The sequence below is a fragment of the Bifidobacterium sp. LH_743 genome (genome assembly GCF_056355775.1).
Genome location: NZ_JBKESZ010000011.1, coordinates 1 through 20,269, shown reverse-complemented (window position 1 = coordinate 20,269; position 20,269 = coordinate 1). Strand labels below are relative to the sequence as shown.

13 protein-coding genes are annotated in these 20,269 nt (G+C 59.8%); 4 read left to right on the top strand and 9 right to left on the bottom strand.

Features of this window, described 5'->3' with window-relative positions:
- Positions 1 to 153: 153 nt before the first annotated feature.
- Together AC1ATL_RS09845 and AC1ATL_RS09840 are read right to left on the bottom strand one after the other, a co-directional pair.
- Positions 154 to 1,566, bottom strand: coding sequence for a DUF4032 domain-containing protein (locus AC1ATL_RS09845; RefSeq protein WP_476570083.1), 1,413 nt, complete (start codon positions 1,564 to 1,566; stop codon positions 154 to 156).
- A 287-nt stretch (positions 1,567 to 1,853) separates the two neighbouring features.
- Complete coding sequence (locus AC1ATL_RS09840) at positions 1,854 to 2,981, bottom strand: ABC transporter ATP-binding protein (protein ID WP_432624208.1); 1,128 nt, start codon at positions 2,979 to 2,981, stop codon at positions 1,854 to 1,856.
- A gap of 410 nt (positions 2,982 to 3,391) precedes the next feature.
- Here AC1ATL_RS09840 and AC1ATL_RS09835 point away from each other — a divergent pair, with 410 nt between their 5' ends.
- Both AC1ATL_RS09835 and AC1ATL_RS09830 read left to right on the top strand, forming a co-directional pair.
- Positions 3,392 to 4,111: a LytR/AlgR family response regulator transcription factor gene (locus tag AC1ATL_RS09835; protein WP_476570082.1), complete on the top strand. Its 720-nt coding sequence runs from the start codon at positions 3,392 to 3,394 to the stop codon at positions 4,109 to 4,111.
- Between the two features lie 53 nt (positions 4,112 to 4,164).
- On the top strand, positions 4,165 to 5,511 hold the full coding sequence (locus AC1ATL_RS09830) for a GHKL domain-containing protein (RefSeq protein ID WP_476570109.1): 1,347 nt from the start codon (positions 4,165 to 4,167) through the stop codon (positions 5,509 to 5,511).
- A 22-nt stretch (positions 5,512 to 5,533) separates the two neighbouring features.
- Here the strand turns inward: AC1ATL_RS09830 and AC1ATL_RS09825 are convergent, their stop codons facing one another.
- Both AC1ATL_RS09825 and AC1ATL_RS09820 read right to left on the bottom strand, forming a co-directional pair.
- Positions 5,534 to 6,844 (bottom strand): chloride channel protein, encoded by a 1,311-nt coding sequence (locus AC1ATL_RS09825; protein WP_476570081.1) that lies wholly within the window; start codon positions 6,842 to 6,844, stop codon positions 5,534 to 5,536.
- A 136-nt stretch (positions 6,845 to 6,980) separates the two neighbouring features.
- Positions 6,981 to 8,165 carry an acetamidase/formamidase family protein gene (locus AC1ATL_RS09820; RefSeq protein WP_476570080.1) on the bottom strand — a complete coding sequence of 395 codons (1,185 nt, stop codon included), beginning with the start codon at positions 8,163 to 8,165 and terminating at the stop codon, positions 6,981 to 6,983.
- A gap of 264 nt (positions 8,166 to 8,429) precedes the next feature.
- On the opposite strand from AC1ATL_RS09820, the gene AC1ATL_RS09815 reads away from it, so the two are divergent.
- Positions 8,430 to 9,155: a FadR/GntR family transcriptional regulator gene (locus tag AC1ATL_RS09815; RefSeq protein ID WP_476570079.1), complete on the top strand. Its 726-nt coding sequence runs from the start codon at positions 8,430 to 8,432 to the stop codon at positions 9,153 to 9,155.
- A gap of 829 nt (positions 9,156 to 9,984) precedes the next feature.
- On the opposite strand, the gene AC1ATL_RS09810 is transcribed toward AC1ATL_RS09815, so the two are convergent.
- From AC1ATL_RS09810 to AC1ATL_RS09790, 5 genes are all read right to left on the bottom strand, one after another.
- A complete protein-coding gene (locus AC1ATL_RS09810) occupies positions 9,985 to 10,575 on the bottom strand; it encodes a GtrA family protein (RefSeq protein WP_476570078.1) in 591 nt (196 codons plus the stop codon).
- Positions 10,568 to 13,003 (bottom strand): beta-glucosidase GluB, encoded by a 2,436-nt coding sequence (gene gluB / locus AC1ATL_RS09805; protein WP_476570077.1) that lies wholly within the window; start codon positions 13,001 to 13,003, stop codon positions 10,568 to 10,570. The genes AC1ATL_RS09810 and gluB overlap by 8 nt, the downstream gene beginning before the upstream one ends.
- A 357-nt stretch (positions 13,004 to 13,360) precedes the next feature.
- On the bottom strand, positions 13,361 to 16,252 hold the full coding sequence (locus tag AC1ATL_RS09800; RefSeq protein WP_476570076.1) for a glycoside hydrolase family 3 N-terminal domain-containing protein: 2,892 nt from the start codon (positions 16,250 to 16,252) through the stop codon (positions 13,361 to 13,363).
- 624 nt (positions 16,253 to 16,876) lie between these two features.
- Positions 16,877 to 17,554 (bottom strand): phosphatase PAP2 family protein, encoded by a 678-nt coding sequence (locus tag AC1ATL_RS09795; RefSeq protein ID WP_476570075.1) that lies wholly within the window; start codon positions 17,552 to 17,554, stop codon positions 16,877 to 16,879.
- 209 nt (positions 17,555 to 17,763) lie between these two features.
- On the bottom strand, positions 17,764 to 18,093 hold the full coding sequence (locus tag AC1ATL_RS09790; RefSeq protein ID WP_476570074.1) for a hypothetical protein: 330 nt from the start codon (positions 18,091 to 18,093) through the stop codon (positions 17,764 to 17,766).
- Positions 18,094 to 18,401: 308 nt separating this feature from the next.
- Between AC1ATL_RS09790 and AC1ATL_RS09785 the strand changes: the two genes are divergently transcribed.
- Positions 18,402 to 20,126 carry an acetolactate synthase large subunit gene (locus AC1ATL_RS09785; RefSeq protein ID WP_476570073.1) on the top strand — a complete coding sequence of 575 codons (1,725 nt, stop codon included), beginning with the start codon at positions 18,402 to 18,404 and terminating at the stop codon, positions 20,124 to 20,126.
- Positions 20,127 to 20,269: the final 143 nt, after the last annotated feature.

Sequence of the window (20,269 nt, the reverse complement as noted above, 5' to 3'; positions counted from 1 at the left end):
CGTATGCTTATGTCGCTGAATCTCAGTGGGTCCTGCAATTTCGGGCCGCGCTACGCGCGGACTCAACACTGCCCTCGCTACGGCTGCCGCCTCGCTCGAGGCTCGCCTACAAAGGCTCCACCAGAGCCTTTGCTTAACGGCTCGCCCATCAAATCAGTGGCTCCACACCGCCGCGTCAGGATCGTCGTCAGGGTTGTAGCCGTCCTCATCGGTGTCGTTGTACGTGTACTCGTCATCAATCACACCGGAATCAGCTTCGGCGTTCAACGCGTCCAGGTCCTTCTGATCAAGCTTGTACTGCGGAAGCACGTTCTCCACGTAACTCTTCACGGCCTCGGCCATCGGAACGTCATGTCCGGCCTTCTCGGCCAGGAACCAACGATGGTCGAGCACTTCGTGGAAGAACTGCGCCGGCTCGATCTGCGAACGATACTCGCGCGGAATCATACGTACGGTCGGCTCGAACACCTCACGCATCCAATCGGTCGCGACGATTTCAAGATCCTCACCGTCACGCCAGGTGGACGTGCGGTAGGCGTCCAAATCGTTGAGCAGTCGACGTGCCTGGTTCTCCTGCACGTCAAGACCCGTCAACCGCAGCAGCTTGCGGTTGGCATAGCCGGCATCCACCACGCGCGGACGCACCAGCACGCGTTTGCCGTCCTCGGCGGTCTTCATTTCCAGCTCGTCCACGTCGAAACCGAGATCGTTGAGCTTATTGACGCGCTTCTCGATCTTCCACATCTCGTCCGGGCTGAACTTGTCGGTGTCCGTCAGCGCGCTCCACAGCGAGTGGTAACGCTCCACCAGACGGTTGCCGATTTCGATCTCATCCGTGTTGCTCGGCAGCAGCGCGCCGGAAGCCAGATCCATCAATTCGCCGATGATATTCGTACGGGCCAAATCCACATCGTATTCGCGCTGGCCTTCGGTCAGATTGATCTGCAGGTCGCCGGTTTCGGCGTCCACCAGGAACGCGGAGAAGGCGTCGGCGTCGCGCAGAAACAGCACGTTCGACAGGGACACATCGCCCCAATAGAAGCCGGCCAAGTGCAGACGCACCATCAGCACAGCCAAGGCGTCGATAAGCCTTTCGGCGGTGTCGGGACGTAGGTTGCGTGCGAACAGCGCGCGATACGGCAATGAGAATTTCAGATGCTTGGTGACGAGGATGGCTTCCAGCGGCTCGCCTTCCGCGCTATGGCGACCGGTGACCACGGCGATCGGCTGCACGGTCGGCAGTTCCAGCTTCTGCAGTCGGCGCAGCAACTCGTATTCGCGCTCCGCCACGTTGCGCGTGATCTCCTTCATGGCGTACACTTCGTCGCCCACGTGCACGAAACGCACCACGTGCCTGGAAATACCTCGCGGCAGATTGACCAACAGGTCCTCGGGCCAAGTCGCCAGCGGCTTTTCCCACGGTAGTGTGAACATCTTCGGATTCGAACTCGCCGCGGTGATCTTCAACGACTGCGGTTCCGGGCTCTGCGCTGCGGGATCTTCGGCCTTCACGGAAGTGGCTTTGAGCACACGAGGATCCATCTGCGGCAATTCAAGTGATTCCATATTGTTCCAATCTACCCGCTGACCTACCCACAACAGGCGGCCCAAGTCGAACCCAAGTTGGCCCAAGTCGAACCCAAGTTGGCCCAAGTCGTGACAAGGAGTGGGAGGAAGATAAAAAAAAGGGAAGCCCCGCGCCAACGCGGGGCTTCCCCAACGAGACAATAAGAGAGGAAAGAGAATGTCTCGTTTAATGGTTGACGGACGTTTGCGCGTCCGCCAAGTCTTGGTTCAACCACCCGCCAGGCAGTTCGAAAAAAACGCCCAGCGGTTGGTTACTCGTTATCGTCTCAGTTCAGACGCAGCTCGGTGGACGGAGCGAACAGGTGCATCTTGGACGGGTCGATCTTGATCTTGACGGTATCGCCGACCTTCGGAAGAGCACGCGGGTTCACGCGGATCGTGGTGAGCTTGTTCTGATCGGACATCATGGTGGATGCCTCAGCGGCGGAGCCATCAGTGAGGATGTTGCCGTAGATGTAGCCGTCGGAGCCCAGATCCTCAACGTTCATGACCTTGAGGGAGAAGGCGTTGGCCTCATCCGGAGCAGCCAGGGAGGCATCTTCCGGACGGAAGCCGACCACGATCTGGCCATTGTCCTCAGCGGTCAGCTTGTTGACAGCCTCGGCCGGCAGATCCACGGTGTCCTCGCCGATCTTCGCCTTGCCGTTGACCACCGGGTGGGTGTTGATGTTCATCGACGGGGAGCCGATGAAGCCAGCGACGAAGACGTTGGCCGGACGATCGTACAGCTCGGTCGGAGCGCCGACCTGCTGCAGAACGCCAAGCTTGATGACGGCGATGCGGTCGCCCATGGTCAGAGCCTCGGTCTGATCGTGGGTCACGTACAGGGTGGTGACACCCAGCTGACGCTGCAGAGCGGCGATCTGGGTACGGGTCTGGACACGGAGCTTGGCGTCGAGGTTGGACAGCGGCTCATCCATGAGGAAGACCTTCGGCTCACGGACGATTGCACGGCCCATGGCCACGCGCTGACGCTGACCACCAGACAGAGCCTTCGGCTTACGGTCGAGGTATTCGGTCAGGTCGAGGATCTCAGCGGCCTTCTCGACGCGCTTGCGAATCTCATCCTTCGGAGTACCGGCGATCTTCAGAGCGAAGCCCATGTTGTCGGCGACGGTCATATGCGGGTACAGAGCGTAGTTCTGGAACACCATTGCGATGTCGCGGTCCTTCGGCTGCATCGTGGTGACGTCCTTGCCACCGATGAGGATGCGGCCCTTGTTGACCTCTTCGAGGCCGGCGAGCATACGCAGGGTCGTAGACTTACCGCAACCAGACGGGCCAACCAGCACCAGGAATTCGCCATCCTTGATGTCGAGGTTCAGGTCATCCACAGACGGCTTGTCATTGCCCGGGTAGATACGAGTAACATGGTCGAATACGACTTCTGCCATGATTTTTCATCCTTTCAGAGGCAGGTACGTGCCTCACGATCCGTTGTAAAGGGATTTTTGTTCGGTGCCCATCGTCGCGGCTTACTACTTCGACAAAACCACGATTCAAAGCGTTTAATTATTTTTGGTTTAGCGAAGATCTCTTCGTTGAGCCACCAACAACTATACACAACCTTTCTTCCGACCCGGCAACGCGTGTCGCGCGCAAATACGGTCCAATTACCGTACGAATCGCCGCATAATCGTGGCAAAAAAGAAGAGAAAAAATCAGGTGGATGGATCCGTAAATCGCACTCCGGCTATTACAGTTTCCTACTAGAGAACGCGATATCGCATGAAAAATGAATATCGCATGGACGGACGCACGGGAAACGCACAGCGACGCGACGGCAGGACAGGGAGGTCGATTGATGCGCAACATACGGATCGGAGTCGTCGAGGACGACCCGGCAAGCTGCCAGCTGGTACTTGACTATCTCAACCGCTACCAGAAGGAGAACGACGAGCAGTTCACCGTATCCGTATTCGACGACGGCGCCCGAATCGTGGAAAAATACAGCCCCGTCTACGACATTCTGCTGCTCGACATCGAAATGAAGGAAATGGACGGCATGGAAGCCGCCCGCCGCATCCGCGAGCGCGACGACAAGGTGGTGATCATCTTCATCACCGCCGCGCCGCAATACGCCATCAGCGGATATGAGGTGCGCGCGCTGTCGTACCTGCTCAAGCCGCTGCCATGGTTCGCGTTTTCCCAGGAAATGAAGAAATCGATCGGCATGGTGCGCAGCAACGTCGACGATTCCATGCTCATCGACACCGGCAAGGGGCAGATGCGCCTGAATCTTGCGGACATCCTCTACCTCGAATCGATCCGCCACACCATCGTCATCCACACGCTTGACGGCAAGCTGTCCATCAACGGCACGTTGAAGGATATGGAGGCCAAGCTTGCCGACTATCACTTCTTCCGCTCGAATTCCTGCTATCTGGTCAATCTCAGGCATGTGACGGGCATGGCCGATCAGGATTGCATCATGTCGAACGACGAGCGTCTGCGCGTGAGCCGTCCACGCAAGAAGGCGTTTCTGACGGCGTTGACGGACTACATGGGGGGTGGTATGGGATGATCGGCGCGATTTCCGATTTCGCGACGCGCGTCATGGTGGTGTCGGTGCCGTCGATGACGCCGATCACCAACGCGCTGCCCGACATTCCCCGCTCGTATACCGCCATCTGCGAATGGCTGGCGTGCGTGGTGTATATGGCGGTGCTGTTCCGCCGCGTGCCGTTCCGCCGTTCAGCCATCGTGGGCGTGATCGGCTTGGTCGTGTTGATCGCCGTGCAGTATTTCGACGGCGTCATGCCGATCTGGTTTTGGATCGTCGGCATGATGCTCGCCTTCAGCTGCATGTACCTGATGATCCTGTTCGGCGCCGGAACCGGCAAACGCGAAGGGCTGTACATCACGGCCCGCGCGTTCGTGCTGGCCGAATTGGTGGCGTCGCTGCATTGGCAGATCGTCACGTTCATCGGCATGCGCAACGGCCGCTTCTCCGATTACGATTGGCGCGCCGTCCTGCTGCTCATCGTCACCTACGCGCTGTGTTTCGGGCTGTCCTGGCTGGTGGAACGCGGCAATTTCAGCCAGACCTCCCCCACGTTGCCGACGGCTTCCGCAGCGACGGCGACGGTGGCCATCACAATCGTCACCTTCGCCATGAGCAATCTGAGCTTCATCTCCACGAACACGCCGTTCTCCGGAACGGTGGGCCAGGAGGTCTTCTACATCCGCACTTTGGTGGATTTCTGCGGATTCGCGATTCTGTTCGCGCAGCAGGAGCAGATGCGCCGTCTTGAGGCGAGCACCGAACTCGCTTCCATCAACGCGCAGCTGGAAAGCCAGCATCAGGAGTACCTGCAGTCGAAGGAGAACATCGAATCGCTTGGCCGGCTCGCGCATGATCTGAAGCATCAGATCGCGGCGTTGCGCGCCGAGGTCGATCCCGAGCATGCGGCGGCGGGCTTCGAACAGTTGGAGAAGTCGGTGCAGCGTTACAGCGCGCAGCAGCACACCGGCAATCCCGTGCTCGACGTCATCCTCACCACAAAGGAGCGTGCCTGCAACGACCATGGCATCACGTTCACCGCCGTGGCCGACGGCTCGCTGCTGGCCAACATGTCGTCGATGGACATCGCGTCGCTGTTCGGCAACGCGCTCGACAATGCGATTGAAGCGACATCAAAATTGCCGAATCGGGAACAACGCCTTATAAAACTGGCCTTGTTCGAACAAAATCGTTTTATTGTGATTCGTGTCGAGAATTATTTCGATTCCCGGCTGAAGAAAGACGCCGACGGCAACCTGCGTACCACGAAGCGCGACGACCAGCATCGGCATGGCTTCGGCGTGAAATCGATACGGCACATCGCGCAGCAATACGGCGGCGAGGTGACGATCCGCACCGACGACCACTGGTTCGTGCTGACCGTGCTCATCCCCCGCCAAACCGGCCTGATGGCCATGTGACGGACGGGCGGTTGGACGCTGGCTATTTCTCCGGTTGCGCGGATTGCGGAATCGGCAGATGGAAGCCGGCGAGCGGCTTGGCCAGACGGGAGGCGGTGAAGGAGCTGACGGCCACCGCGAGGCCGATCGGCACGAACAGGTTGATTGGGGCGTCGGCCAGCTCCATCACCAGGCAGATTGCCATCAACGGCGCCTGCTGCGAGGCGGCGAGCAGCGCGCACGCGCCCAGCAGAGCGTACATGCCGATCGAATTCGTATGGAACATCTGCATCCACAGAACACCCAATACCGCGCCGCCGGAAGCACCCAACGCAATGCCCGGCTGCAGCACACCGCCGGAAGCGCCGGAACGAATCGTCAGCAATGTGACGATCGCCTTGGCCACGAAAGACAGCAGCAACACCGGAATGACGGCCAAATCGGCCTTCGATGAGAAACTCAGCTGCGCGGTGGCGCGGCCGTTGCCCATCACCTGCGGCACGACGATCGCCACAACGCCCGTCAGCAGGCCGGCAAGCGGCATCATCCACAGAATGCCAGTTCCGGACGGCTTGCTCTTCTCCGCCCACTGGGAACCGCGACGGAATAGCGCGCCGGCCGCGCCGAGAACCAGACCGGCGATGAGAGCGAACAGCATGTAATCCGGCGTGAACAGGCCGTCCGCCTTGCCGATCAGATAGAACGTGTGCGTGCCTTTGACCAGACTTGCCACCCAGGAGGCGAGCGCGGAGCAGGCGAACGCGAGCGTGACCGTTTCCAGCGTCACGTCGGCGAGCAGAATCTCCACCGCGAAGAACGTGCCCGCAAGCGGCGCGTTGTAGACGCCCGCAAGGCCGGCCGCGGCGGTGATGGCCACCAGCATGCGCGTATCCTTCGCGTCGAGACGCACCCAACGGGCGAAACGCTGGCCGAACATCGCGCCGAGCTCGCGAGGAGCCACCTCGCGGCCGATTGACATGCCAGTGCCGACGATGAAGATCTGCAGCAGCACGTGCACGATGGTCTGCCAGACTGGCATCAGCGCGCCGCCCACGGCCTTTTTGACGGATGGCACTTTGGTGGTGCGGGTGCGCAGCAGCCACCAGATCACGGCGGCGATGGTGGCACCGAGCGTCACGGAAACCACGCGGCGGATGGCGGGCACGTTGAACGGGCCGGATTCATGCGCGTTCTCGATATAGCCGAGCGCGAAACGTTCGATCTGGTACAGCATGAGCGTAAGCAGGCCCGCGGCTGCTCCGATCGCGATGCCAACGACGGCCACCGCCGCGATCAGCGCCGGTATTCTGCCGATCTTCAGCTGCGATTGCGTCGCTTTCCTTGCTTCCTTCACGCTGTGTCCACCTCGTCTTCGGTTCGTCTTGTCGTTCGTTTCGTCGCATCACCATCGTTCCACCGATGGCGGATTTGTCCGCCGATGGCACCAATCGGCATTACTTCGGCATCGCTTCGGCGTTGCCTGGCTTGTTTCAATCGCCCTGTTTCACGGCTTGTTCCACGGCCTGCATGATATAGCCGATAAGATTGTCGGCGGCCGGCCCTTCGAAATGGGACAGCGGTATCCGCGAATGGATGCCACGGACCAGATCGACGGCCTGTGACACATCGAAATCCGCCGCGGCGGACAGATACAGGTAGATGGCCTTCTTCGGAAGGTGGAACAGCGATGACAGCAGACTTATGGAATACGCCACGCTTTGGCGCAACGCCTCGTTCAGATCCTCATGAAGACCCAGCGCCAGCAGCTTTCCGTCCGCGTATGCGAACGGCCTGTCGTGGACGCCGAAAAGCCCGTCGGCGACCTTGCCGGGAATGACGGTCAACGTGACCGTCGCGCGAAGCGGAGCCTCCAAAGCGGTCAACGCCACTTCCCCGTCGCCCTGCGCGTAATGGGGGTCGCCGATGTAGAAACCGGCGCCATCGATCTGCACCGGCAGGAACAGCGTGCTGCCTTCCGTCATGTCGTTCACGTCGATATTCCCACCGAACGCATAGGGTGGAATGGAGCACTTCCGTTCGTCGGAATCGGGCGTCACGCCCATGATTCCCAGGAACGGACGCAAAGGAAAGGACGGATAGTCCGTCTTGTCCAACGCCTGGTCGTGGAACTGCGTTCCGTCGGGAACGATCTGTCCGAAAGCCGCGCCGTCCACGGAAATGACCTTGCACAGCGCGCCGTAATCGCCCTCAAGCCCGGAATCAACCATGACGCCACGGCCGTGACGCGTGGAGATCACGCCGTATGGGGCGCGGCGCTCAAGCCTGTCGATGGACACCATCAGCACATCGCCGGGCTTGGCTCCCTTGACTTCGATCGGCCCGGTGACGACGTGGGAGCCGTCGTGCTCGCCGCGGGACTTGCATGCGGGAATCGCGATGGCGTCCTCCAGAAGCTCGCCGCGGCCGATTCCCCTGGAACCGAAATATCTGACGGGGTCGGAGCCCTGATCCGGCATGAGTCCTTCATGGCTGATGGTGTCGATCGTTATCCGCTGGCCGGATGAGACGGATGCGATCGGGCCGTCCGCCCGGGACGGAAGCACGCCCCAGAACGTGTTCCGCACGCTGGCGGGCACGTATCGGCCGCCCATGTCCCGCGCCTCTTCCGGAGTGAGCCTTTGCAGCACCGGTCCGAATGCCCTTGAATCCTTCATCGATCTCCGCCTTTTTGGTATGACGTCTTTTTGCATGACGTCTTTTTCCGTACATCCAATTTGCGTTGAAGCCAACAATGAGACCAATGGTATGGTCTTCATACTTCAGTTTCCAGCACTGAAATAGGCGGTCACGCACTTGTTACAGAACGGAAACGGCGAGCAGACCAATCATGTTGTTTTATGCTGAATTGGTATGACCATTAGACCAATCCGCATCGCAGGCAAGGCGACGGCGAAAACATCGGCAAAGTGAGGATCAGCATGGCTTCCACGACGAACCCATCCCATGACGAGACCGTCATACCACCAATCGAATTCGTCAATCGCAATATCAGCGGACAGATCACCGACCATCTCGAAAAACTCATCATGACGGGCGTGCTCAAGCCCAGTGAACGTCTTCCTGCGGAACGCGTTCTGGCTGAACGGTTCAAGGTCTCGCGGACCTCCATACGCGAGGCGCTGTCCGAACTGGAATCCAAACAACTCATCGAACGGGTCCAAGGACGGGGCAGCACCGTGCTCGACCCCATGTCGAACACCCGAAAACTGGCGGCCATGCTCGAATCGACCGACGTCGAGCTACAGAACGCCACGGAATTGCGCGAATCACTCGAACCTCGAATCGCGGCCTTCGCGGCGCAACGGGCCCTTCCGACCCATATCGCCGCATTGCAGGGCATCCTCAACAAGGAAGCGGACGAAAACCTCAGCCAAGCGCAATCGATGAAACTCGACATCCAATTCCATCTGCTGCTCGCGCACGCCACCGGCAACAAGCTGCTGCTCACCATTCTGCAGTTCACGTTCAAATGCACCGAGCATGTGAGGGAACTGTCCCATCAGACCCCTACCGGCCGCAGAATCTCGCACATGGGGCATCAGGCCATTTTCGAGGCCGTCAGTTCCGGCGACGCGCAGGCCGCAGAACAAGCGATGAAACAGCACCTCGCCGACGTCCATGACGTCAGCGCACTGGTGGGTTAGGCCGTGCGTCTCTCCCTATGTCCTCTCCCCTATCCTAAAAAACGGCAGACTCGCATTCCCTCCTCTTTGCAAACCGCCGTATGACATCCGCTATTCGAATTGGCTGCGAAAAGCTTCCGGAGTACTTCCAAAAACTCTCGAACGTTTCCAAACTTTCCCCGCAACGCTTCCGCACTCCCCCGAAAAGCGATTTCGGTATCGTGTTGTGAACGATTTTGTGTCACGATCCGAAAAAACGGGCAAAAATTGGAATCGTGACACAAATCTCAGCGGACAGATACCCCCGAAATGGCTTTTTCTGGACAAATCGCACCAAAAAATATGGTTAGGGGGTAAAGAAGGAATGCCAGATGTGTCACGATTCGAAAAAACAGCCGAAATTTGGGATCGTGACACAAATTGCGTCGAATTGCGACGATCAGCGGCGATCGACGACAGGTCGCAACCTGTTTTTGCATGCACGACGCATTTTCCTCCGTCCCCGACGCACTATCGACGGTTCGCCGCACCTTTCGGCGTGAGAAATCCGTCCATCGGCGTAATGTACGGCGCCTCACTTCATCGATGAGCATGGGCAAATCTCTGGAAAATCAAGCATTACAGACATGCGATGCACAAAACGGACAATTTCAAAATGGGGTTTTTGCACAAAACAGACGATTTCGTTGCCGTATTTTGCAGCTTCCACCGCCTGCCACAGCCGCCGAGAAGACAGGAAGACGGAAAGCACAAAAGGCACGGAAAGACGCGAAGGAAAGCATGAAAAAACCCACCCGGGGAAAAGGGAACCCGGGTGGGCTGGAAAGGAAGAGAAGGATTCAAAAAAGACTTACTTGGCGGCCTCCTTCTTCTTGCCGTCAGCGGACTTGTCGCCGTTCTTCGGCATGACCCAGAACTTGAGCAGCGGATAGCTGACGACCACGGCGAGCAGAGTGTTGACGATGGAGGCGATCGTGCCGGCGATGCCAGCGTTCATGCCCCAGCCCTGGCACAGGCCGGTCACGTAGCCCGGCAGCACGAGGTTCACCACCACGATAATCACGGCGAGGATCACGTACTTCCAAGCGGCGTCCTTGAAGCTGGAGTCGGACTTGAACACCCACTTCATCTGCACGAAGAAGTTCACCACCTGCGCGAGCACCTCGGCCAGCAGGAAGGTGAGGAATCCGCCCAGACCGTTGCCCTTGGTGTCGTAGTTGAAGATCAGGAAGTGGAACGGCTGGGTGAGGCCCATGCCGGAAATGAAGATGGCGGTGCCGATCCACGTCACCACGAAGCGGGTGATGGTGGAGATGTTCGACAGCACGTTGAACAGGATGAACTCCCAGATGTTCGGATGGTCCTTGATCCACTGGCGGATCGGCCCGACCTTCTTCTCGCCGGCGGTTCCAGCCGGCTTCGCAGCGTTGTTGTCAGTCATGGTTCAGCTCCTTTGCGGTGCGCTTGTTTGCGGATTGGTTGCGGAAGAAGCCGGCGATCACGCCGCCCAATCCGCGGAAGGTATGGCCATTGGCGATCTTCACGATGGCATCGACCATCGCCGAATCGACCATGCCTTGGGTCATCTTGCTCATGGCGCGAGGCGGCATGTTGAGGATGAACAGGGTGTTCAGATCCGGAGAGCCGGTCTTCTCAAGGATCTTCGCTTCTCGCTTGGTCAGCGTCTTGGCGACGGTGCGCGCCGCGAATCCCTTGGAATCCACCCACGACATGATCGGATCGTTGACGCCGAACGTCGTCGGCTTGCCGGGGGCGATCACTTCATGGCCGAACAGCACGGCCATTTCGGCATCGGTCACGTCCTTGACCCGTCCGGTCAGGTAGTGGCCGAGCGCCGGATCGGCGGCGCAGTCGGCGGCCGCGCAATCGCCGGCGACGGTGTGCGGGATCTCCAGCGGCAGATGCTCGGCGCTGTCGCCGACCAGCAGCGTCCATTCGCCGCTTTCCGTCTTCCACGCATTGGCGGCGACATCGAAGTGACGGAAGGTGTAACGGTCGAAATCGATATGCACGCTCTTGCTTTCGTGCGCGGCCAGCTCAATCTTGGCGAAGCCCTTCAGCTCGCGGTCGGGGTGCAGCACACCGCCCTGCGGCGCGCGCACATACAGCTGGGCCACGGTGGCGCCGGCGACGTCGGAATCGTTGGTGACGACGAAATCGACGCCGGTCGCGGTGGCGGTGATCGCGCTGTACGTGAACGTGGAGTAGCTCAGGCCGTATCCGAACGGGAAGCGCACGGGCACGCCGGCGGTCTCGTAGTAGCGGTAGCCGACGAACGGGCCTTCACGGTAGATCGCATCGCGTCCGATGGCCGGATACCAGCCGGAGCTCGGGCAATCCTCGTACCGCATCGGCCAGGTTTCGGCCAGATGGCCGGACGGGTTGACCTCGCCGGTCAGCGCGCGCACGGTGGCGGAGGCGCCGGCCTGGCCGGACAGTCCCACGTACAGCATGGCGGCAACGTCGTCGAACCACGGCAATTCCACCGGGGAGCCCGCGACGAGCACGATCACCACCGGCTTGCCGGTCTTCGCCAATGCCTTGACAAGCTCGTTCTGCACCTGCGGAATCGCCATGGTGGAGCGGTCGAGACCCTCGGATTCGCTGCGCTCGTCGAGGCCGACAACGGCCAGCACCACGTCCACGGTGTCCTTCTTGGCGAGCGCCACGGCGTCGTTCAACAGCACCTGGTCCGGCTGGCCCTGGCGGTCGTAGCCCTGCTCGTAGCCAGCCAGCACGAGGCCTTCGGTGTGCTTGACCTCGTCGAGGATGTTCTCCTCCTTGGTGGCGTTCACCTTGGACGAGCCGGAGCCCTGGTAACGCGCGGTCGCGGCCATGTCGCCGATGACGGCCACACGGGTGCCCGGCTTGAGCGGCAGCGTGGAGGCGTCGTTCTTCAGCAGCACGCTGGAATGTTCGGCGACCGTTCTGGCGATATTGTGGTGCGATTTCGCGATGTCGTCCTTGAGCAGGTCATCGCGTCCGACGCCGACGAGTTTGGTTGCGGCGGCGATTTTGGCGACTTCGGCGGCGCGCTTGTTGATGTCCGCTTCGGACAGCGTTCCCGCCTTGACGGCGCCTTCCAGCTCGCGCACGGAGGTGAAGCCCGGCGACGGCATTTCCAGCGAGCCGCCCGCCTTGACGGCCGCGACGGCGGAGTTGGAGCCGCCCCAATCGGAGACGACCATGCCGTCGAAGCCCCATTCGTCGCGCAGGATTTCCTGCAGCAGATGCTTGTTTTCGTGGGCGTAGACGCCGTTGATCTCGTTGTAGGAGGTCATGATGGTCATCGGCTTGGCTTCGCGCACGGCGATTTCGAAGCCGGTCAGGTACAGTTCGCGCATGGTGCGTTCGTCCACGACGGAGTTGCTGGCCTGGCGGCGCAGCTCCTGGCTGTTGACCGCGAAATGCTTCGGACATGCGGAGATGCCGTTGCTTTGGATGCCACGGATCAGGCCGGCGGCCATGCGGCCGGCGACGATCGGATCTTCCGAGTAGTACTCGAAGTTGCGTCCGCACAGCGGGTTGCGCTTGATGTTCATGCCCGGGCCGAGCAGCACGTTCACGTCGAGGTCGTGCGCTTCCTTGCCCAGCGCCTTGCCCATTTCCTCGGCGAGCGCCGGATCCCAGGAGTTGGCCACGGTTCCCGCGGTCGGGAAGCAGGTGGCCGGCTTGGATGCGCCGAGGCCGAGATGGTCGCCCTCGCCGAGCTGGCGACGCACGCCGTGCGGGCCATCGCTCATGACGAAGCTGGGGATGTCGGCGCGATCGTTGCCACGCGAATCCCATTCGGATCCGCCGGACAGCATCGCCGCCTTCTCAACGATCGAAAGGTCTTCAAGTTCCATTGGTTCTCCCTCGCACTAGATTTTCGCAACCCGCTTCACCAAGCCTGCCCTGCCTGGCCTGCGCTGTTTTTCCTGCGATTTCCCGCTGTCGCACCGCGCCGCATCGCGCCGCCACGCACGTGGGATTTCGCCGCTAGTTTGATTGAACCAGCTTTTGCGTCGCCATCGCCGCCGCGTTACACAACCTGTCGTTTTGTGGACACAATCGGCACACGGCAGGGAAACGCATCGGAAAACAGACACCGCTGTCGGCAAACTGCAGAAAAAAAGGACGGCGCCCGCTGTTATTGCGAGCGCCGTCCGGGGCAGTGTTTGATTATGGAATCAAAGATATTGCGATTGGTTTCGCATATTCAGTTACTTGGCGAACACCTTCTTCCGCCGATCGATGAATCGCTTGATGGCGATGATTTCGAGGACCGCCAGCAGCACGCCCAGCACCGCGTCGGCCGCGATCATGGCGACCTTCCACACCGGCATCGGATCGGCCGGCTCACCATCCGCGTAACGCCAGCTGTTCGCCGCGGTGTACAGGATATGGTGGGCGGCTTCGCGCATGGCCTTCACCGAGGTGGCGCTGTGGTCGGTCACATGGTTGGTGGTTTCGGTGGTGGCGAGCATCGCGTCGGTGCCGCCGCGGATGGCTTGATCGGCGGTCTGGTAGGCGTAGTTGGTGCCGGAGAAGTAGTCCGTTTCCACGAAGCCCTTGAATCCCCATTCGCCGCGCAGCACGGTCTGGTTGAGCCCGGTGTGGGCGCTGGAGTACGTGTTGCCGATGTAGTTGAACGATCCCATCACGGCCTGCGCGTCGCCGTCGGCCTTGATCACGGTTTCGAACGGCTTTAGGTACAGTTCGCGGATGGACTGCTCGTTGGCCCAGGTGCACAGCTGGCCGTTGCGCTGGGTCTCCTGCTCGTTCAAGGCGAAGTGCTTGATGAACGCGTACACGCCGTGTTCCGCAGCGCCGAGCACCTGCTGGCTGGACAGGTCGCCGGTCAGGACCGGATCTTCGGAGAAGTACTCGAAGTTACGTCCGGCGAACGGGGACCGGTGCAGGTTCACGGACGGCGCATACCAGCCGGACACCTGCATTTCGTGAGCCATTTCGCCGATGGTTTCGCCGTATTCGCGTGCCAGGTCCTTGTTCCAGGAGCAGGCGAGCACGATGTTCGACGGCAGGCCGATGGAGCTGACGCCGGTGAAGTTGTCCTTCAGCGCGGCGGGACCGTCCACGTCGGACAGACGCACTTTGCCGATCGATTTGATGGCCGCGTTCTGGTAGCCGGCATTGGCGATGAGGTTGTCCATGTCGTCGAAGGTGAGCTCGTCGAGCAGCTTGCTCCACTTGGCATCGTTGTAGTCGACGCCGCGCAGGTCCGCCAGACGCAGGCCGTTCTTGGCACCGGTGGTCGGCATCTTGTCGGAAGCTTTGTCGAACTTGGTCGGATCGTAATTGCCGGTGTTGTAGAACGTGGACTTGTCCTTATCGGACATGGAATAGTCGGTCGGGCCGGCGAGCGCGGCCTTCGCGTTGGCGAAGTGGTCCTTGCGGCTCAGGTAGTTGAGTCCGCCGTTGGCGTCGTCGAAGACGTTCGTGGCCACGGTCTTGTCGCCGTTGTGGGTGTTGCTCTTGGAGTCGTACGTGATGGTGTCCTTCACCGTCACATCCTTCGAATCGATCACATGATGCGAGTCGGAACGGATGGAGACCGCATAGTCGCCCTTCTCCAGCACGTACGCCTTCGCGTTCTTATAGTCGTAGGACGCCATGTCGTCGTCATCGAACTCGACCTTCACGGTCTGGGACTCGCCCGGCTTCAGCTCCTTGGTCTTCTCGAAATCGACCAGGTTCGCCGTGGCCTTCTCGATGCCGCCATTGGTGTACGGCGGGTTGTAGTAGACCTCGACCACGTCCTTGCCGGACTTGCTGCCAGTGTTGGTCACGGTCACGTCGAAGCTGACCTTGCCGGACTTCGCATCGTACTTCACATCGCCCATCTTCTGGTCGAACGACGTGTAGGACAGGCCATAGCCGAACGGATACTGCACGGTCGAATCGTAATCGATCAGACCCTCATCCGAAGCCGTCTCATAGTAACGGTAGCCGACATAAATGCCCTCGTTATAGTTCACGAAATGCGGGAAGCGGACGCCACGGGCGGAGTTCACTTCGAATTCCTTGACATTGTCGTATTCGAAATTGCCGAAGTTGTTCCAGGTCGGGTTCTTGGTCAGATCGGTGAGGAAGGTGTCGGAGGTCTTGCCGGACGGGTCGGTCTTGCCGGTAAGCACTTCGCCGAGCGCTTCGAAGCCGGCCTGGCCGGGATGCGGTGCCCACAGCACGGACTTGATTTGCGGATAGTCCTTCACGAAGTTCAGTTCGAACGCGTTGGCGCCGTTGTAGACCAGCACGATCTTCTTGAAGTTCTTCGCCACCAGGTCGATCATGTTCTTCTCGGACTGGCTCAGCTCAAGATAGTGGGTTCCCTTCGGGAAATCCTTGTACGACTTGGAATTGTCATGGTAGGTGACGTCCTTGGCCTGCATGTCGGTGGGCAGGTCGAGACCTTCGCCGCCGAGGCGGCCAATCACGACCATCGCGGTGTCGGAGAAGTCCTTGGCGTCATCGATGAGCTTGTCGCCGTAAGTGTTCGCAGCGGGTTCCGGCAAGGTCCAGTCAGCGGAGGTCACGCCGATTTCGCCGCGTGACGTGGAGTAGTCGGTGTAGAACTTGGTGAGCTCCTCGTTGGTTTTGAAACCGGCATCGTGCAGACCGTCCAGCAGGGACGTGGTGTCGTATGCGTCGGACAGCGCGCCGGAACCGGTGCCACCGTAGATCGGGTTGGTGGAGGCCCAGCCGAACACGTTGATGTTGCCGGCGCTCTGCATCGGCAACGTATCGTCGTTGTTCTGCAGCAGCGTGATGCCTTCGCGCTCGATGTCCACCGCAAGCTTGTTGGTTTTGTCGATGGTCTTCTGCGTCAGCTCATGCTTGGTGGCGGTGGCCATGGTCAGCATGCTGCTCAGCGGGCCGGTGAGCGCCAGGGAGATCGACACGATCGCGGCGATTGCCACAACCACCCAGCTGGTCGAATGCACAAGCTTGCGTGTGGCCTGGTTGGCCACCGTTTTCTTATTGACCGCGATGGTCACGATGATGCCCAGCAGCAATGCCACGACGATGGCGATCAGCTGCGGCCGTATCGATTGGATTACCGCGATGACGTCATCCATGTTGATCTCAAGCATGACGATTCCTTCCTCGGTTTCTCTGCTATTCGTCTCCGCCTCAACGCGGAACGCTTGACGGCATCATTGTCGGGAAAAGGAAATCGATTATCTAATTGAAAAGCAATACCTATTAATATGCATTTTATGCATATATTGCATGACTAAACTTGAAATACCAATATTGACAAGGGTTTACTGCAGTTCATCCAATCGGAATCAAAGCCGGTTGCCCAAGGAAACCCCGGACAACCTGTCACCATCGGAGCATAACCTGTCCGCCCATCCACCCCCTACACATTCAGGTGTGTCGAATAGTGCGCACATATCCCGGCCATACGAAAACACCAGTATCCGTTTGCCTACCTTTTCGGACGCTCACGCTCCGAGCAAGGTCAGCGGCACCACATGGATGCCCTCGGGAGTGGTATAGGAATACGCGCCGTTGCCTACTAATACCATAAGGAACGATGGATCCCGCTGCCGGGCATAAGGATTCGCGGTTCAATGAGCCTTGGAATGTAACCCTGTGGTTGCAATGCCATGTTTCCGCCTATTTTCAACGATTAGGAACCGTCATCTTACATTTTACGCCGGTTCCATCTTACATTTTACGCCAAATTCAACGAACGCTCGGCACGCATTTCAGCGTGCGTTGAGCTGCCAGACGCACCATACGGCGTAGGAGATCAGCGGGCAGATGGTGGCCGAGACCATCACGTCGGTCGGATAGTGCAGGCCGAGCAGCAGACGCGAGCAGGCGACCGCGAACACGAGCGCGACGGCACCGAGCACCGCCCTGCGGAGAAGCACCCGCCTTTGGCTGGTCTCGCCGTCGGGAAAGCGTTTGCGCGCCAGGTTGCGCACGGTGAGGATCATCATGACCGATACGATCACCGCGGCCGCCGTGTGTCCGCTGGGAAAACTGGGATCGCCCGGCAGCAGGCCGCTGCCGAGGGCGGTGATCGGCCGTGGCCTTTCCACCAGCCATTTCACGCCGGTCACATACACAATCGGCGCCGCCGAAACGACGACGTCACGGAAAACCGTCCGTCTGCTGCCGGTGATGCGCAGGTCGATCGCGGCCAAAACCGCGACCAACGCAATGCAGCCGACCGTGGAGAACAGGTACGCCAGCACCGCCGAGCAGTCGTGCAGATATTCCGGCCATGCGGCAAGCGCCTGCAATACGTTGGTCTCGCGCGTGGTCGCGACCGTCGAATCGCGCAGTGCGACACCGACCATCGGCACGATGCAGCACAATATGGCGGTCGCGGTGACGACAGCGACGGTTTTTGCGATGTTCCCGTTTTTCGTATGCATGGCACGATATCGTAGCCGCGCATTCACCGCCAGTTCACCGCCTGAGACGGCTTTTGCCAATATCCGCACGTTTCATACGACCATCGTCCGTCACACACATGCCGATTCTCGAAACGATGGCTAAATGGCTAAATATATTTAAATATAAATAAATACGATGCAGCCATTCCACTCATCAACCGCAGTGAACATCCGATACCAGGCGAAGGCTATTCCACGGCATCCGGATCGTATTCCACCACGCTGAGCGCGACCACGCCATCCGCGGTGTGCACGTACACGTTCGCCTTGCCGCCGATGTCCTCCAACCCTTCGACAAGATGGGAAATCGGCTCGGAATCCAATACCGGCAGCACCTGGGCGACCCCGTCGGAATCGGTGACGGTCAGGGTGTCATCCAGATAACCGGTGGCCAGTGTCTCGTCGATGGCGTTTTCAAAGTCCGTCAGCTCGCGGATCTCCGCTTCCGCAGCCTTGTCGGCGGACGATTCGATGGCCCGTTCCACTGTCTCGTCTGCCTTGTCGTTTTCGCCCATCATATTTCTTCTTCCGTATTGGCCTACGTATCGCACGTTGCATGCCGAACAGGTCCGTATCCGCGTCGCGGAGCAGCGCAAAAATCCGCCATACCCCATGTACGCGGCAACCCTACCGCCGAAAGGTGTCGAACCCGTTTCATGCATCGGAAATATGAGATGCCACGACAAACATACGTAAAACCGCGGTTTTCAGCCGATTCGAACCACTTTCCATCGACGTTCCGGCACTCGGACCATGTCCCGTCGTTTACATAACCGTGCGAAACGTTATCGGAAACGTTACAAATCAATCGTTAGCATGTGACCCCATGAGCAGCACCGAAACAGCAAGCGAAACAACCACCGAGAAACCTGTCGAAACGGTTTCCGCCACGCATGAGCGCAACGTCGCCGACCTGTTCGTCGAATGCCTCGTCAACGAAGGCGTGCACGTCATCTACGGCATTCCCGGCGAGGAAAACATCCCCCTTATGGAAGCTTTGGAGCGCGACGGACGCATCCGCTTCGTCCTGACCCGGCATGAGCAGGGCGCCGGATTCATGGCATCCACGCAAGGCCATCTGACCGGCGAACCGGGCGTGTGCCTCGCCACGCTCGGCCCCGGCGCGCTGAACCTCACCCTGCCGGTCGCGCAGGCCAACGCAAGCACCACGCCCATGGTGGCCATCTGCGCCCAAGGCAACGTGACCCGCCTGTACAAGGAATCGCATCAGATCGTGGACCTGGTCTCCGTGTTCCGCCCGCTCACGCAATGGACCAGCATGATAACCATCCCCAGCGCCGTGCCGGAAATCGTGCGCAAAGCCTTCTCCATAGCGCAACGCAAACGTCCCGGAGCGACCTGCCTCATCCTCCCCGAAGACGTTGCGGAAATGCCCGTGCCGGCCGGAATCGGACCGTTGCCGCTCCCCCACACCATGCACATCCGCCCGACCGACGACACCATCGCCCGTGCGGCCGACATCATCGGCAGGGCACGCCATCCAATCATCCTCGCAGGCAACGGCGTGGCCCGCGCGCACGCCGAAAACCGGCTGCTGGCATTGGCCGAGCAGCTCAACGTGCCGGTCGCCACCACATTCGAAGGCAAGGGCGTGATCTCGGACCATATTCCCAACGCGCTCGGCGTGGTCGGCTTCATGAAGCACGATTATGAGAACTTCGCGTTCGACGAGGCCGACCTGATCATCGCCGTCGGCTTCTCGATCCAGCAGTTCGACCCGAAGAAAATCAACCCGAACGACGACAAGACGATTATCCACATCAACACGTTCGTGGAGGACACCGACGCGCATTATTCGACCGCGCTCAACATCATGGGCGACATTGACCAGACGCTGGAAGCGCTGATCGACCGGCTGCGCGTGAAGGGCATCCGGTTCGACGAATCGCATCCGATGATCCACGAGCTGCTCGACGGCGAATTCCGTTCGTACGCTGAAGACGACTCCTTCCCGATGAAACCGCAGCGCATCGTCTACGACACCCGAAGGGCCATGGCCGACGGCGACATCACGCTCGTGGACACCGGAGCGCTGAAGATGTGGATGGCGCGACTGTACCCCACGTACTATTCCAACACGTGCGTAATCGACAATTCCCTGTCGACGATGGCGTGGACGCTGCCGGGCGCCGTCGCCGCGTCCCTGGAGAATCCCGGACGACCGGTATTGGCCGCGATGGGCGACGGCAGCTTCCTGATGAACGTGCAGGAGATCGAGACCGCGGTGCGCGTCGGCGCACGCATGGTCGCGCTTGTCTGGGTCGACAAGGCGTATGGCCTGATCAAATGGAAGATGAACATACACAACGGCTCGTACGAGAACGTCGATTTCGACAATCCCGACGTGTGCGAGCTGGCGCGCAGTTTCGGCGCGCGCGGCCATATGATCGAATCCGCGGACGAGTTGTATCCGACGCTGTGCGAGGCGCTGCACGCTGGCAGCGGCGTGGACATCATCGCCTGCCCGGTCGATTACGGCGAGAATATGAAGCTCATCGAAAAGCTTGGCGAGGTCGATTTCAGCGACTGATGAGCTTATGCATAAATGAGGGGCATGACTCATTTTGAACTGCGCCCCGATTGTTGGACGCTGTTAATTAGGATACAGCCCTAGACCGCGAGGGACATGCCCCGGAACTCCTCCGGGGTGCGTCCCTCGAGTCGTATCTGGCG